Below are 16,626 nucleotides of genomic sequence, written 5' to 3' on the forward strand. Positions count from 1 at the left end.
CGGACGTTATCACCAGCGGATTTACATAACGTCCGGAGCACTGACACCCAGCAGGTACAAACCGTTGGCAATCACCTGACGTACAGCTTCTGCCAATGTCAGACGAGCGTTACGCAAGCCTTCGTCGTCGACCAGTGTTTTCTCAGAGTTGTAATAAGTGTGGAAATCACCGGCCAGATCCTTGAGATAATTGGCCACCTGATGCGGTTCGTTGGCGGCACCCGCGGCTTTGACCACTTCTGGAAAACGTCCCAGCTTCACGATAAGTTCTTTCTCGGAATCCAGCTGCAAATGCTCCAGCGCAGCCAATCCGGTGGCGCTATCCCAGCTCAGACCCGATTCCGCCAGCTTGCGGAAAATGGAGCGAACCCGGGCATGGGCGTATTGAATATAGTACACCGGGTTATCGGAAGACTGCTCACGGGCGAGGTCGATATCAAAGGTCAACTGACTGTCGGCCTTGCGCGCCGCCAGGAAATAACGGGTCGCATCGCGGCCAACTTCATCGATCAGGTCTCGCAGGGTCACGTAACTGCCTGCTCGCTTGGATATTTTCACTTCTTCGCCGCCCCGCATCACCGTCACCATCTGATGCAGCACGTAATCCGGCCAGCCTTGGGGAATACCGACATCCAGTGCCTGTAATCCGGCGCGTACACGGGTAATGGTGCTGTGGTGATCCGCGCCCTGTTCGTTAACAACCCGCTCGAAGCCACGCTGCCATTTATCCAGATGGTAAGCCACATCCGGGACAAAGTAGGTGAAACCCCCATCGGATTTACGCATCACGCGGTCTTTGTCATCGCCGAATTCGGTGGTTTTCAGCCACAGGGCGCCACCGTCTTCGTAGGTGTAACCGCTGTCGATCAGCCGTTCAACCGTGTTGTTCACCTTGCCCTCATGGTAGAGCGAGGATTCGAGAAAATAGACATCAAAGTCGACCGCAAAGGCCTTGAGATCAAGGTCCTGTTCACGACGCAGATAGGCTACCGCGAAGTGGCGAATGGCTTCCAGGTCATCAGCATCCTTGGCACCGGTATAACGCTGGTCGGCGGCTTCCACCACGTCACCATTCATATAGCTGGCGGCCAGATCGGTAATGTAATCACCGCGATAGCCGTTTTCTGGCCAGCCTTCGTCGTCCGGGGTCAGGCCCTTGCAACGGGACTGTACCGACAGCGCCAGATTATTGATCTGCTGCCCGGCATCGTTGTAATAAAACTCACTGGTCACTTCCCAGCCATTGGCATCCAGCAGGCGGCAGAGACAATCCCCGACGGCGGCACCACGACCATGACCAATATGCAGTGGCCCGGTGGGGTTGGCCGAGACAAATTCCACCTGCACTTTTTTGCCCGCACCCGAGCGATTACGACCGTAGTCTGCACCCGCTTCCAGCACTGCTCGTACCAGATGACTGGTTGAGGCCTGACTGAGGTAAAAATTGATAAAGCCAGGGCCTGCGATTTCAACCTTTTCGATCAAGGGCGTTGCAGGCAAGGCATCCACCAGCCGCTGCGCCAGTTCCCGAGGGTTTTTGCCCGCCGGTTTGGCCAGAGTCAAAGCCAGGTTGGTGGCGAGATCGCCATGGGCCTTGTCACGGGTATTATCGATCTGAATGCGCACTTCATGGGTGGCAGGAATCACATCCTGATCTTTTAGGGTGACAACGGCGGCGGACAACAGCTCAGCAATTTGCGGTTTCATAAGCAGGGAATCAGATTGATATCGATAAACAGGAAAGGAAGGCGAGTATCGCAAATTCAGCGCTCCGGGTGAAGGACGCACCCGCTCCAGACTCAAAAACTCACGATTTTGCGACCTTGTGCAGAATCCATGCTGCAACCCGGGCACAGCCGTTCTCTTGATGAACCGGGAATCATCCTGTCAGGCCGGGCTATTCTCTTGCCATTTCATTGTCTTTCACCCAACCCACCACCCTGCCCTCCAATAAAGCATTCAATGAACCGGCACAGGGCAGCCACCGCCTGCCCACTTATCCGTATTCCCTGCCTGCTTATTATTAATGTGCATATTGCACAACATATAAACCAGAAAGCCACCGATACCGACCACCAGCATTAACCGCCACAAGCCTCCCTGAAGACTGGAACAAGCCTTGCTTTATCTGCACTCAGGCAAAACGACCATGGATAAAACCAGACGGAGCAGGCGATGCAACACCCAGACAACTTGTTAAGCGAAGTGCCCAATCAGCAACATCCAACGGCACTCCCTTTCGCCGAGCCAGCCATAAAGCTGTCCACCCTGATCGATCACTACATCAATCGACACTCAGACCAACAGACTGACCAACACACAGATCGACAGGCCCACCAGCGTCACTGCCGGTCCCGCAGCGCACCAACAACGATGGAGAGTTGAGATGGCCATCACCTGCGCCGATATTTCGCGCCTGCCCGGTTTGGAGGAAATTCTCTTTCGGGCGGGCCTGCAAGGCGGTAACCGGCCCGTTCGCTGGCCCTATGTTGCCGAAAACGAAACCATCGCCCCCTGGGTTCGCGGGGGCGAGCTGGTGTTTGTCACCGGCATCAACCTGCATCGCAGCGAAGCCAACCTCAAGCAACTGGTGCAGGAAGCGGTTGAGCACCAGGTCGCTGGCCTGGTGATCCTGACAGGCCCCGAGTACATCCGCCGGATTCCGGCCGGTGTGCTGGAGCTGGCCAACGCGCTCAACTTCCCGATTCTGGAGCAACCCTACTCCCTGAAAATGGTGTTGGTCACTGAAGTTATCAGCAACGCCATTGTGCAGGACAACCTGATCGGCCAGTCCACCAAGCTGTTCCTGACCCGGCTGATCAACGGTTTTGCCGATGCACCGGAGCTTATTCATTTACGGGCAGCCGAACTGGATCTCAACGACAACCGCCCCTATACCGTGGTCTCCGTGCGCCTTTCCGGCTTCCACCAGCGCCTGCTCAGTGAAGACAAGGAACAGCATTGGCAGCTGATCAACCAGCGTAATGAGCTGGAGCAGCAGTTTGGCGAACTACTGAAACGCCGGGGTATCGACTGGCCAGTGCTGGTACTTGAACAGGATCTGATCGCCATCTGGCCAACCGAACGTGACCACGCCAGCGACTTGGCCGAAGACCTCAGTTCGGCACTCGACCAGCTGCAACAGCGGATGCCGGACTTGCAGCTCTACGCCGGGGCCAGTGATCTGCAACCGGGCCTCAGCCAACTGTCTTCCGCCGTCGAACAGTCCCGTCAGGCGGTACAATTTGCCGTTCAGCACGGCGGCCAGCGCCTGTTCTTTTATGACCAGCTCGGCATCGCCCGTCTGTTTGCTGCCATTCCGCAACGCAGCCTGCTGGCCCAGTTCTGCCAACAACAGCTGGGCAGTCTTTGTTTTTCCCGCAACGATCAGTCACTGCAGCTAAAGGAAACCCTGACCCAGTACCTCAACCTGTTCGGCAACCAGCAACAGACCGCTGAAGTGCTGGGCATCCACCGCAATACGCTCAGACATCGCCTGAAACGGATTGAACAGCTGGTCGGCCATCGACTCGGCGACGCCTTTGTGCGTCTGAATTTGCAAAATGCCCTGCTGATCGAGCAGATCCTGTTTCAGCATCACAATATCGACACCCAGCCCCCCAAGGCTGAAGAACTCTGAAGAGGTTTCCATGAAAATCGTTAACGCCCGTCTGCGACAGAAGTCCCAGCTCCACAGCCTCGATATCACCGACGGCGTATTCAGCCAGATAACGCCACAAAGCGCTGCTCTGCCTTGCCCCGCAGACGCCATCGACGCCGCCGGCACCTTGTTATGCGCGCCTTTTGTTGAACCTCATATTCACCTTGATGCGGCACTGACCGCTGGCGAACCGAACTGGAACCAGAGCGGCACCCTGTTCGAAGGCATTGAACGCTGGGGTGAACGCAAACCGATGCTGAACGAGGCCGACATTCGTCGCCGCGTGCTCGATACCATCGAGTTGCTGGTCCAGAATGGTGTGCAACATATACGGACCCATGCCGATACCTCCGACCCCAGTCTGGTCGGACTCAAGACCCTGTGCACCCTGCGTGATGAACTCAAGGACAAGATCGAACTCCAGGTCGTCGCCTTTCCCCAGGATGGGCTGCTCTCGTTTCCCAATGGACTGCGATTGATGGAGGAAGCGCTGGAATTTGGTGCCGATGTGGTCGGCGGTATTCCGCACTTTGAATACACCCGCGAGCTGGGTGTCGAGTCGATGCAAACCGTGATCAAGCTGGCGCAAAAATACGACCGTCTGGTGGATGTGCACTGTGATGAGATCGATGACCCTCATTCCCGTTTTCTTGAAGTACTGGCCTATGAAGCCCTGCGGCATGAACTCGGCCCCCGGGTCACCGCCAGCCATACCACCGCCATGCACTCCTACGACAACGCTTACTGCTCCAAGCTGTTCCGTTTGCTCAAGAACGCCGGCATCAATTTTATTTCCTGCCCGACCGAAAGTATTCACTTGCAGGGCCGGTTCGACAGTTACCCCAAACGGCGCGGCCTGACCCGGGTCAAAGAGCTGAACGAAGCCGGTATCAACGTCTGTTTTGCTGAAGATTCCATTATTGACCCCTGGTATTCCCTTGGTAACGGCAAGCTGCTGCGCAGTCTGGATTTTGGCCTGCATATCTGTCAGATGATGGGCTATCGTGATTTTGCAACCGCACTGGACCTAATTACCGACAACAGTGCCCGCACCCTGAATATCCAGGCGCACTACGGCATCGAGATCGGCAAGCCCGGCAGCTTTATCCTGCTCGACGGCGAAGATGACTACAGCGTATTACGCAAGCAGGGTGACGTGCTGCTGTCTGTCCGCCAGGGCAACATCATCATGCAACGCACACCGGCGCGAGTAATCAGCGACACGTATCTGTCCGCATGATGGCCGCTACCCCACCATGCCCAATACCGACCGGTTATCGCCGGACAACGCACTGATAGAGAGCAAAAAAACAGCAGACAGAAAACGGCTTTTGCGGCGTAAGGGAATCAGTCTTTACGCTGCGCCGCCAGCCCACCATCAAATCAGAACAAACAGTGCAACCTGCACATACCTTTCCGGCATATGGTGTTCATTATCCACTGCGGAAATTTTCCAACAAAGCCCTTTATTACTTGGTATAGCCCTTGCTCTAGTCTACTGACAGAGACTCAACAAACCGGGTCTCAGGCGAACAATGTGCACAGCCAAAAACCGAACAAAAGCCAACTCAGGAATTTATCATGGCAACAGTGATGACGGGTAACGGCCCCCGCGCCGTCAAAAACAACGACCTGGACAGCCTCGCGGTGCCGTTCTCATCCATTCCGGTGATTGATTTTTCCGCCATGTATTCCGATGACAGCGCGGCCTGGGCCGCTGTTGGTGAAGCCGTGCGCCGGGCCTGTACCGAAGTCGGTTTTTTCTATGCCAAAGGCCATGAGGTGCCTGAGCAGGTAATCGCACAGACATTCAAGGCAGCGCAGCAGTTTTTTGATCAGCCGCTGGAAGACAAGATAAAAGTCGATATTGCCCAATCGCCCAACCTGCGCGGTTACACCGGATTGCTGGAAGAAAACACCAATGCCGAAGGGCTGGGCGACCTGCATGAAGGTTTCGATATTGCCCTCGACCTGCCTGCCGATGACCCTGACGTTATGGCTGGCAAATTTGGTTATGGCCCCAATCAATGGCCGGAAAACCTGCCCGGTTTCAAGGATGCCCTGCTCGATTACCAGCGTGCGGTACTGGATTTTGGACAAAAAATCTTCTCTGCCTTCGCGCTGGCACTGGATCTGAAAGCCGATTTTTTTGCCCCCCTCAGCAACAAACCCATGGCCCAGATGCGGGTACTCTCTTACCCGAGCCAGGAAGGCCCCATTGATGAACGCCAGATCGGCATCGGCCCTCATTCCGATTACGAGTGTTTCACCATTCTCTGTACCGATGAAACACCATCGTTACAGGTACTGAACTGCGCTGGCGAATGGATACAGGCGCCACCGATCCCCGGCGCCTTTATCGTCAATGTCGGCGACCTGATGGCGCGCTGGACCAATGGCTATTTCGCCTCCACCCTGCATCGCGCCATTAACCGCTCCGGCAAGCAACGCTACTCCATTCCATTTTTCTACGGCACCAACTCCGACGCCATGATTGAAGTATTACCTTCATGTCAACGCCCGGATTGGCCAGCCCAGTTTGAACCGATCAAGGCCAGCGACTACATCCAGTCACGTTTTAACGAAACCTATGCCCATCGCAGCACGGAGACGCCGTCCTGAAGGACAGCGCTCACCCCGCACCCAACCGGAGAATCCAACCGATGCGTAACCCTGTCTTTGCTTCAGCACTATCCCTGACACTTCTCAGCGCCAGCCTGCTGCCGAATCTGGCTCAGGCTGATGCTTTTCAGCTGAAAGGTGAACCCAAAATCGCATTTATTTATGCCGCGACTGCCCGGGATGGTGGTTGGAACGAGGCGCTCGACGATGCGCGTCAAGTCGTCGCCGACAAGCTGGGCTACCCGATCGCTGTGGCTGAAAGCATCCCGGAAGATGCCAGCGCCCTGAAAAACGCCATTGATCTGTACGTTCAGCGGGGATTCAACATTATTGTCGGTACTACCTACGGTTACTCCGATGGCATCGCGGAAGCGGCGGAAAAATACCCCAATGTAGCGTTCGTCAATGCCTCCGGCACCCGTAATGCCGACAACCTCGAAAGCTTCTATGCCCGCACGTATGAAGGCTGGTATCTGGCAGGTATTGCCGCCGGGGCCATGGCCGATAGCAATAAACTGGGCATCTTGGCCGGCTTCCCCGTCAGCGTGGTCAACTGGGATATCAACGGCTTTACCCGAGGGGTTCAGGTCAGCAAACCAGACGCGTCGGTAGCGGTGCTCTACACCAACTCCTGGTGGGACCCGGTAAAAGAAGGTCAAGGGGCCAAATCCCTGTTGGAGCAAAACGTCTCCGTTGTTGCCAATAACCTGTCTTCCGCCGCGCCTTTCACCGAAGCGGAAAAAGCAGACAAATACAGTATTGGCTTCCAGCTGGATATGAGCGCCAATGCCCCCAAAGGCCATCTGACCTCGGTCACTTTCCACTGGGACAAATACCTGGTTCCAACTATCGAGGCGATCGCTGCAGGCACCTGGGAACCGTCTGAATACGGTGCCTTCCCGGGTTTGGCGGAAGGTGTTGTGGATATCACGCCACTGCCAGACAGCGTTCCGGCGGCGGTCAAACAAACCATCGCCACGCAACGGGCCGCCATCATCGCGGGAGAGATGACCCCTTTTGATGGCCCGATCCTGGCCCAGGATGGCAGCGAAAAGCTGGCCAGCGGCGCCTCTCTTGATGACGAGCAGCTCTGGTCCATGGATTATCTGGTGAAAGGTACGCAGGGAGGCGCCCAATGAGCCTGGGGGCTCCCCTGTTAACACTGAGCGCCATCGATAAAAGCTTTGATATCCATCGCGTGCTTGAGGGTGTCTCGTTCGATCTGGCCAAGGGCGAGGTGCATGCCTTGCTCGGCGAGAACGGCGCCGGAAAATCGACGCTGATGAATATCCTGATCGGCGTCTACAGCGCCGATGCCGGTTCCCTGACACTGGAGGGGTTGCCGCTGATTATCGGCAAGCCCTCGGACAGTGCGCGCCATGGGATCGGCATGGTACATCAGCATTTCCGGCTGGTGGATCGGCTGACGCCAACAGAAAACCTGTTGTTGGCAGCCGACGACCATCCTCACCTGAAGACCCGCACCGCTGCCCGCAACGCCTTGCTGGCAACCGCCAGGGAAGTTGGCTTTACGCTCAATCCGGACTGTCCGGTGGGCGAACTGTCGGTGGCCGAAAAACAACGTGCAGAGATCTGCAAGGTGTTGGCCCTCGGCGCTCGTATTCTGATTCTGGACGAACCCACTGCCGTTCTGACAGACGCCGAGGCCAGCTCCATGCTCGGTGCCATTCGTCGCATGGCCGAATCCGGCCGCAGTATTATCCTGATTACCCACAAGCTGCGCGAAGTAGTGGGTTTCAGCCACCGGGTGACCATTATGCGTCGCGGCAAGACTGTTGCGGCGGGGCTGGACACGACCCAACTGTCGATCGAAAAAATCGCCAGCCTGATGATGGGCAGCTCGGCATCCAGCGTCGCACCCAGCAGCACACCGGACACCACGACCAGCAGCCTTCAACCTCGAGGGCCGGACCTGCTGGCTATCGCCCACTTGCACGCCCAACGGGATGACGGTGCTCCGGCAGTCACCGATGTCAGCTTGCGGGTTCGGGCCGGTGAAATACTCGGCCTCGCGGGTGTCGGCGGCAACGGCCAGCACGAGCTGGTTGAAACCCTGAACGGTATTCGTTCCGCCAGCGCTGGCAGCGTCATGATTGATGGTGCCGATGCCCTGGAGTTACCCCCCAACCAGCGCCGCCAGCTGGGTCTGCGGGTGATTCCCGCTGACCGTATGGCAACCGCGCTGGCATCCGACCTGACGATTGCCGCCAATCTCTCCCTGACCGCGGTGGTCAGGGGCCGCTTCGGACGCTTTTGGCTCAACCGCCGCCGTATGGAGCGTGAAGCCAAAGCCAGTATCGAACAGCACGACATTGCCGGGGCGCGTCCCCACGGCCGTATGGGCCTGCTGTCGGGCGGCAATGCACAGAAAGTCTTGCTGGCCCGAGAGATCGACAGTGGCATGAAGCTGTTACTGGCGCATTCGCCCACCCGCGGCCTGGATATCCGGGCGTCAGCGGCGGTGCATCAGCGACTGCGTGAAGCGGTCGCCCAAGGGGCTGCTTGCCTGTTGGTCAGTGAAGATGTGGAAGAAATCATGGCGCTGTCTGATCGTATCTGTGTGATCAGCGCCGGTAAAATTACCGGAGAACTGCCCGGCGATGCCAGCGCCGCTGATATTGGGAGGCTAATCCTTGGTCATGAGTAATTTCCGCTTAACGCTCGAACGGCGACAGCAAGTCAGTACCCTGCGCTCCGCCGCGACTTATATTCTGGGTTTGCTGGTTGGGCTGGGCTGCGGTGTATTGGTTTTGCTTGCCGCTGGCGCACCGGCTTCAACCTTGATGGATGACCTGGTGGTTCAGGTCTTTTTCAGCGCTCGCGGTCTGGCGCAGACCCTGACGCTGGCCGTACCGCTGATTCTGGTCGGTCTGGCAGCCCTCGCGGCCATGCGCCTGCGTTTCTGGAACGTCGGGATCGAAGGCCAACTGTGGCTCGGTGCCATTGGGGCCACGCTGGTCGCCAACAACGACTTCGGCAGTGAGGCGCTGCGTCTGCCCATCATGCTGATCGCTTCGGCGCTCGCCGGTGCCATCTGGATCGCCGTACCACTGCTGTTAAAGCTGAAGGCCAATGTCAACGAGCTGGTGGTAACCCTGTTATTGTCCAACGTCGCCTATCTGCTGTTACAGCATCTGCTGTTTGGTGCCTGGAAAGATCCGGTCAACAGCTTTCCGGTTTCTCCCCGTTTTGATGACAACGAGCAGCTCGCCAGTCTGGGCTTTGGCAATCTGCATTCCGGTATTTATCTGGCGCTGGCCATCACTTTGCTGATGGCGGTGCTGGTACAGAAAAGCCGTACGGGTTTCTACATTGATGTTATTGGCCATAATCGCCGCACGGCTCTGGCGACCGGTATTCCGGTCACTGCGACCCTTACCCTGATGATTCTGCTCTCGGGGGCGCTGGCCGGGTTGGCGGGTGGGCTGATCGTCACCGGTGTCGAACATCGCCTGACCCAGACCATCGGTATCAATACCACCTTCAGTGGCATCGTTATCGCCTTTGTGGCGCGTTTTAATCCGCTGGCAATATTGCCAACGGCTATTGCGCTGGCGGGCATTTATAACGCTGGCAGTACGCTGAAGGTGTTCTACGGTATCCCGGATGCCATTGTGGTGCTGATACAGGGCATCGTGCTGTTAACACTGCTGATGGTGCAGTTTTTCCGCAGTTACCGTGTATCCCTGCTGCGCCGGACCTCACCCCAAACCGCACGCCAGATCACCTGAGAGAACAAGAGATTTATGGAACAGTTCATCACCCACTGGCTCGGTAGCACACCGGCATTTGCGATTCCCCTGGCTCTGGCCAGCATGGGACTGGTGCTCTGCGAACGCGCTGGTGTCCTCAATATGGGTGCCGAAGGCTATATGTCTCTGGGCGCCATGACTGCGGCGGTTTTGACCCTGACGCTGGGAAACCCCGCGATTGGTATCCTCTGTGCGGTCCTGGCTGGCGCGACCCTGGCACTGGTTTTTGGCTTTGCCGTGGTCGTGATGCGCTGCGAACAGATTCTGGCTGGCCTTGCCACCATGGCGGTGGGGCTGGGTATTGCCGGAGTGGTTGGGCGGTCTTATGTCCATAAAAGCTTTGAAGGCCTGCAACCACTGGATCTCCCCTTGCTGGATCAGCTGCCGCTGGTCGGCCAGCTACTCTTTCATCAGGATATTCTGGTCTATCTCACCGTGCTGATCGGTTTTGCACTCTGGTTTCTGCTGGAACGTACCCGCGCAGGCCTGAAAATCCGTGCTGTTGGAGAAGACCCTGCCAGCGCCGATGTCGCCGGAGTGCAGGTGCAGGTGCAGCAACTGCTGGCTATCACCGCCAGCGGTGCCCTTTGTGGTTTGGCCGGGGCATATCTGTCGGTGGCAAGTAGCAGCATCTGGGTCGATAACATGGTGGCCGGACGTGGCTGGATCGCCCTTGCGCTGGTGGTCTTTGCCCGCTGGGAGCCACTCAAGGCATTGGCCGGGGCTTTTTTGTTCGGTGCTATCGAAGCGCTGTTGCCACGGCTGCAGGCTATCGGTATACCGGCTCCGATCTATCTGATGAATATGCTCCCTTATCTGTTCACCATCGCGGTGCTGCTGGTCGCGGCTTGTTCCGGTTCCAAAAAAGGCATGGAGCCTGCGGCACTCGGTCAGCCCTATGTGCGCCAGGATCGACACTGAGACACGCATGGCGTCTCACCAGATGCGCGACACCAGAACAGGGCGAACAGACACAAAACAGACAGCTATCCAAAAACAATAACCCAGTCCGGCGCTTGATTCCGGGATAGGCTCAATTGTCGACCAACGATCAGGATAACGGCAGTTATCCTGACGTTATGCACAGACTTATCCTGCCAAGGGATTTTCTTATCCACAGCTCAGCCATTAGCAAGACAGAGACTGTCATCAATCCCCAGGCAAGGCGAGTCCGCCAGCATGTGTAAGCGCTTCCAAACAAATCAGAAAATATGAATAAAATACAAAGACTTATAATAAAAAACCTGGATCTTCAGAAATAATCCAATACCCAGCAGGACTGTGCGTTTTTTGACCAGTCCAGCGTGTCGATAGCCAGCATCAGCGATGTGGCCTGTTATCCTTAGGCTACCCCAAAGTTATCCCAATATTTATCCACAGAAAACAGGGATAACTTTACGACCTTGGCCACCGCTTGTTTTCCTGTCGAGCACCGGGCGATCCGCCTCTGGCACACCAAGAGCACTGCGTTGTGACCCGCCTTTTGCTAAACTGAAGGTCTTTCACGTACCCGGGCTGCGACTGACGCCACCCGAGGCACTATAAAACAGCCCGACTGCCCGCTCTGTGGCAGGATCTATGAACAAAGAGAGAGACACCATGCCTGAGTACCGCTCCAAGACCTCCACTGCGGGTCGTAATATGGCGGGTGCCCGTGCCCTGTGGCGCGCCACCGGAATGAAAGACGACGATTTCCATAAACCGATTATCGCCGTCGCCAACTCTTTTACCCAGTTTGTCCCGGGACATGTCCATCTTAAGGATATGGGCCAGCTGGTGGCCCGCGAGATAGAAAAAGCCGGTGGCGTCGCCAAGGAATTTAATACCATCGCGGTTGATGACGGTATCGCCATGGGTCACGACGGTATGCTGTACAGCTTGCCCAGCCGTGAAATCATCGCGGATTCCGTCGAATATATGGTTAATGCCCACTGTGCCGATGCCCTGGTGTGTATTTCCAACTGCGACAAGATCACCCCCGGAATGCTGATGGCTGCCCTGCGGCTGAATATCCCGGTTGTGTTTGTCTCCGGTGGCCCGATGGAAGCAGGCAAAACCAAGCTGTCTGAGAACAAGCTGGATCTGGTGGATGCCATGGTGATTGCCGCCGATGACACCGCCTCAGATGCAGACGTTGCAGAATATGAACGCAGCGCCTGCCCGACCTGTGGCTCTTGTTCCGGCATGTTCACTGCCAACTCCATGAACTGCCTGACTGAGGCAATCGGGTTATCGTTACCTGGCAACGGCACCGTGCTGGCAACGCACTCTGATCGTGAAGAGCTGTTTCTCGATGCCGCTCGCCTGATTGTCAAAAACGCCAAACGTTATTACGAAGACAATGACGAATCCGTACTGCCACGCTCCATCGTCAGTTTTGATGCTTTCGAGAATGCGATCACCCTGGATATCGTGATGGGCGGGTCTACCAACACCATCCTGCACTTACTGGCGGCAGCCCAGGAAGCGGATGTGGACTTTGACCTGAAAGACATCGACCGTCTCTCTCGTGTCGTGCCACAACTGTGTAAAGTGGCGCCCAACTCGCCCAAATACCATATCGAAGATGTTCATCGTGCTGGTGGCATTATGGGGATTCTCGGCGAGATTGAACGCGCTGGGCTGCTGCATTCCCAACTGCCAACGGTGCACAGCAGCACCTTGCTTGAGGCATTGGACAAGTGGGATATTATGCGTAACCCGACGCCGGAAGTACTGGAGTTCTACAAGGCCGGACCGGCCGGGATTCCGACCCAGACCGCCTTTAGCCAAAACACGCGCTGGCCAACCCTGGACGGTGACCGTGCCAACGGTTGTATTCGTAACCTCGAACACGCCTATTCCCGTGAAGGCGGCCTGGCCGTGTTGTACGGCAATATCGCTCTGGATGGCTGTGTCGTGAAAACAGCCGGGGTGGATGACTCGATTCTGGTGTTCAACGGCAAGGCCAAGATCTTTGAATCCCAGGACACAGCCGTCAAAGGTATTCTGGCTGACGAAGTGGTGGCCGGTGATGTGGTGATCATTCGTTACGAAGGTCCAAAAGGTGGCCCGGGAATGCAGGAGATGCTGTATCCAACGTCCTATCTGAAATCCAAAGGTCTCGGCAAAGCCTGTGCCCTGCTGACTGATGGCCGCTTCTCTGGTGGTACTTCTGGCCTGTCGATCGGCCATGCGTCACCAGAAGCAGCTTCCGGTGGTGCTATTGGCCTGCTCAAGGACGGCGACCCTATTCTGATCGACATCCCCAATCGCAGCATCAATGTGCTGTTGGATGATGCAGAACTGGTGAGCCGTCGTGCCGAGCAAGACGCCAAGGGCTGGAAGCCAGCGGAGCTGCGTCCTCGTAAAGTCAGCACGGCGCTCAAGGCTTATGCCAAATTTGCGACCAGTGCCGACAAGGGTGCAGTACGTGACAAATTGTTACTCGATTGATACCAGCCATCGAGAACCGGCTTGCCACAAAGCAGTCTGATTTATTGACGCCCAGATGCGTCATTGATGGTGGCGCAGCGACATTACAATGGATGTCGCCGCGCTGTTTTTGCCACCAGAGGAGATTTATATGACGCTCAGGCACGGTACTTTCTTGTCTGTTCTGCTGGCCTTGCTACTGGTATCAGGCTGTGCCAGCAAACATATTGCAAACGAAGATGCATTCGATGATCTCGCCGCCCGTAAAGCCAAAACCTTTACCGGTGATACCCATACCGCTCTCGATGCCGCTGAAGAGTCAGTCATCACCGGCCGAAATGAAAATCTTGCCCTCTATTCACCACTGCATTGGCAACAGATGAATACTGCCATCAGCGCCGCCCGTAAAAGTGATCTGGCAGGCAATGACCAACAGGCACTTGAGTCTGCGGCCAGGACATTGACACTGTTTGAAAGCGGCATGGCCAATAAACACAAGGTCGCCGAAACACTGTCCGTGCTACTGGCACAAAAACAAGTTCTGGAAGACATCAAGGCCGACAAGGTCTTGCCCTCTGCCTATAAAAAGCAATTCGAGAAAATCAAATCATTGGCCCAAGCGATTGAAGCCGGACGTGATAACAGCCTCGATGACGATATCGGTGACTTGCTGGAAGACATGCAAGAGCTGGAACGCGACACCATGCTTGAACTGCATTGGCGACCGGCTCAAAAGACCCTGGAAAAAGCCGAGGATGAAGGGGTGGATTATTTTGCTTTGGAGACGTTCAAATTTGCAGAAACGCTAACGGAAGAGGCCAACAACACCATCAGCGACCAATATACCAATCGGACCTTATCGGAACAGATTGGTAAGCGTGCACTTCGAGCAGCACAGCATGCACTCTATATTGGCCGCGAAGCCGAGAAGATCATTAACATGGATATTGATGACGCAGAGCAAGCAGCCCTGCGCTTTGAAAGTTATCTGCACCAGTTAGCAGAAGCGTTGAATGCCGGCGATCTACGCAATATGGCCTTTCTCGACCAGACCCTGGCATTGGTACAGAAAGCGAACGAGCAGGCGACTAATATCAAGGCACCGCTGGAAAAGAAAATTCGTGAGCTGACCAACCGCCTTCAGGCACTGGAGTCTGGTACTGCCACCGCACCCAGGAATCCCTGACACCAGGGGATAGACTCCGGAGACCATCAGGCCTCCGTTACTTGCAGAATCAGGCTGCGGCCCTCTGCTTGCGGCTGAAAAACCAACCGATGGGAAAATTCCGTCGGAATTTCATCCGCATGGTGAGTCACATACAGCATCGTCATACGCTGCTGCTCCACCAGGCGGTTGATAAACGCCAGTACCATATGACGGCTCAGATCATCCAGCCCTTGACAGGGTTCATCCAGAATCAGTAACGCCGGTTGCTTGATCAAGGCCCGTCCAATCAGCACCAGACGCTGCTCACCATACGACAGGTGTTGCAGGCTCTGGTTAGCTTTCTCTTTCAGCCCCAGAATATCCAGCCATTGTAATGCCAGCTTTTTGTCATCATCGCGTACGGCTTTGTACAAGCCGATGCTATCGTGCAGCCCGGAAACCAACGCACTGATCACATTGGTCGATGCGCGGTACTGCCACTGCAGAGAAGCCGAGACCAGCCCGATATGCTTTTTAATATCCCAGATACTTTCACCGGTGCCGCGCTGAATACCAAACAAGCGCAGGTTATTGCGATAACACTGTGGGTTATCCCCCGTCAGCATCTGTAACAGACTGGTTTTGCCACAGCCATTCGGCCCTTGTACAGCCCAATGCTGCCCTGGCGTAATTGTCCAGTCCAGCTGATCAAACAACACCCGTTCCTCATACTGGATGCGACCTTGAGTCAGGCACACCAACGGTTCGCCATCGGCAAGCTGTAGCGGCGGGACAGGTGCAAGAGGTAACTCGGGTAATTCCTTGTCGAAGTGAATCAAGGCGTTTACTTCTGGCAGCGCCAAAACTTCTTGTCGGGGCCCTTGAGCCAGCAACTCTGCATCGTGCATAAACGCGACGTGGGTGATCCAGTCCGGCAGTTCATCCAGCCGATTGGCAACCCAGACAATCCTCCGGCCTTGGGAAGCCAAATCGTCCAGACACTGTTTGATATAGGCGCGACTGTTAACATCCAGGCCTTCATAGGGCTCATCCAGCACCAGCAGGTCCTGTTGTTGGCGTAACCGGCTGACCCACAGCACTTTGCGGCTTTCACCGGTCGACAACGACCGGAAGCCCTGATCAAGCAAATGCCGAATACCCAAGCCATCAACCAGCGCTGCAACATCCTCTACCGGCGCAATCAGATCCCGAACCAGAGTCCCTTTACTGGCCATATCCGTCAGGTCGCTTTCATCGACCTTGCGCTCATGCTCAATAAGCTCCGCCTGTGCCTCGAGAGACACATAAGCGACGCTATCCAGCAGCCCATCAACCGCCCCATGGCTCAGCTTGACCTGATCGCCCAGCAGGCAGGACAGCGCCGTTTTACCGCTGCCATTGGTGCCGGCAATGGCCCAGAACTGTCCGTCAGTCACTTCCCACTGCGCTACCTTCAGGTAACGACCATCGTGCAGTTTTGCCTGTATTGCTTCAAACTTCATCGTTATCTCAACCCGGCGGCCAGGTCAGCGGCCGACCACCAATCACGTGCATATGTAAGTGAAAAACCGATTGGCCAGCATCTGCGCCATTGTTAATCACCAAACGGAACTTGTCGCCCAACCCCTCGCTCTCGGCGACCTGATTTGCGGTCAGTAGCATATGACCAAGCAATGCCTTGTCTTCGATTGCGGCATCACACAAGCGAGGTATGGGTTTACGCGGAATAATCAGAATATGAGTTGGTGCTGCCGGGTAAAGATCACGAAAAGCGACCACCAGATCATCTTCATAAACTATATTCGCCTGGGCTTCACCGCGCGCTATTTTTCCAAAAACAGTATCTTCTGTCATAGTTAGTATTCTCCTGTCACGACAGGACACCTTACTGTATAGCTCATTCTGTTTTCAATCCAAAAACCCGCCCGTACTCAACCGTCGGTATCCGTTACCGGCTCAGTCCCGGGTTATTTATTCTCAGCGTCCGCCCTTGCTTTCTCACAGGCATA

At 55.8% G+C, this 16,626-nt stretch carries 12 protein-coding genes; 9 read left to right on the forward strand and 3 right to left on the reverse strand.

What is annotated here, in order from left to right; translation table 11 throughout:
• Positions 1 to 21 precede the first annotated feature (21 nt).
• Positions 22 to 1,707, reverse strand: coding sequence for an arginine--tRNA ligase (argS, locus tag Q4551_RS11395; RefSeq protein WP_303433962.1), 1,686 nt, complete (start codon positions 1,705 to 1,707; stop codon positions 22 to 24).
• Between the two features lie 679 nt (positions 1,708 to 2,386).
• Between argS and Q4551_RS11400 the strand changes: the two genes are divergently transcribed.
• The 9 genes from Q4551_RS11400 to Q4551_RS11440 all read left to right on the forward strand — a co-directional run bounded on the left by Q4551_RS11400 (position 2,387) and on the right by Q4551_RS11440 (position 14,656).
• Positions 2,387 to 3,640 carry a PucR family transcriptional regulator gene (locus tag Q4551_RS11400; RefSeq protein WP_303433963.1) on the forward strand — a complete coding sequence of 418 codons (1,254 nt, stop codon included), beginning with the start codon at positions 2,387 to 2,389 and terminating at the stop codon, positions 3,638 to 3,640.
• 10 nt (positions 3,641 to 3,650) lie between these two features.
• Positions 3,651 to 4,901, forward strand: coding sequence for a cytosine deaminase (gene codA / locus Q4551_RS11405; RefSeq protein ID WP_303433964.1), 1,251 nt, complete (start codon positions 3,651 to 3,653; stop codon positions 4,899 to 4,901).
• Positions 4,902 to 5,242: 341 nt separating this feature from the next.
• Positions 5,243 to 6,283: an isopenicillin N synthase family oxygenase gene (locus Q4551_RS11410; RefSeq protein ID WP_303433965.1), complete on the forward strand. Its 1,041-nt coding sequence runs from the start codon at positions 5,243 to 5,245 to the stop codon at positions 6,281 to 6,283.
• Between the two features lie 41 nt (positions 6,284 to 6,324).
• Positions 6,325 to 7,422, forward strand: a complete 1,098-nt coding sequence (locus tag Q4551_RS11415; protein WP_303433966.1) for a BMP family ABC transporter substrate-binding protein — start codon at positions 6,325 to 6,327, stop codon at positions 7,420 to 7,422.
• Positions 7,419 to 8,951 (forward strand): ABC transporter ATP-binding protein, encoded by a 1,533-nt coding sequence (locus Q4551_RS11420; RefSeq protein WP_303433967.1) that lies wholly within the window; start codon positions 7,419 to 7,421, stop codon positions 8,949 to 8,951. The genes Q4551_RS11415 and Q4551_RS11420 overlap by 4 nt, the downstream gene beginning before the upstream one ends.
• Positions 8,944 to 10,035 carry an ABC transporter permease gene (locus Q4551_RS11425; protein ID WP_303433968.1) on the forward strand — a complete coding sequence of 364 codons (1,092 nt, stop codon included), beginning with the start codon at positions 8,944 to 8,946 and terminating at the stop codon, positions 10,033 to 10,035. The genes Q4551_RS11420 and Q4551_RS11425 overlap by 8 nt, the downstream gene beginning before the upstream one ends.
• Before the next feature lie 15 nt (positions 10,036 to 10,050).
• On the forward strand, positions 10,051 to 10,977 hold the full coding sequence (locus Q4551_RS11430; RefSeq protein WP_303433969.1) for an ABC transporter permease: 927 nt from the start codon (positions 10,051 to 10,053) through the stop codon (positions 10,975 to 10,977).
• Between the two features lie 678 nt (positions 10,978 to 11,655).
• On the forward strand, positions 11,656 to 13,491 hold the full coding sequence (gene ilvD / locus Q4551_RS11435) for a dihydroxy-acid dehydratase (protein ID WP_303433976.1): 1,836 nt from the start codon (positions 11,656 to 11,658) through the stop codon (positions 13,489 to 13,491).
• A gap of 130 nt (positions 13,492 to 13,621) precedes the next feature.
• Positions 13,622 to 14,656 (forward strand): hypothetical protein, encoded by a 1,035-nt coding sequence (locus Q4551_RS11440; RefSeq protein WP_303433970.1) that lies wholly within the window; start codon positions 13,622 to 13,624, stop codon positions 14,654 to 14,656.
• A 26-nt stretch (positions 14,657 to 14,682) separates the two neighbouring features.
• Here Q4551_RS11440 and modF read toward each other — a convergent pair whose 3' ends face one another.
• Both modF and Q4551_RS11450 read right to left on the reverse strand, forming a co-directional pair.
• A complete protein-coding gene (gene modF, locus Q4551_RS11445) occupies positions 14,683 to 16,119 on the reverse strand; it encodes a molybdate ABC transporter ATP-binding protein ModF (protein WP_303433971.1) in 1,437 nt (478 codons plus the stop codon).
• A gap of 7 nt (positions 16,120 to 16,126) precedes the next feature.
• Positions 16,127 to 16,471 carry a histidine triad nucleotide-binding protein gene (locus Q4551_RS11450; RefSeq protein WP_303433972.1) on the reverse strand — a complete coding sequence of 115 codons (345 nt, stop codon included), beginning with the start codon at positions 16,469 to 16,471 and terminating at the stop codon, positions 16,127 to 16,129.
• Between the last annotated feature and the right edge of the window lie 155 nt (positions 16,472 to 16,626).

Source organism: Oceanobacter sp. 5_MG-2023, from assembly GCF_030548165.1.
Lineage (GTDB): Bacteria > Pseudomonadota > Gammaproteobacteria > Pseudomonadales > Oceanobacteraceae > Oceanobacter.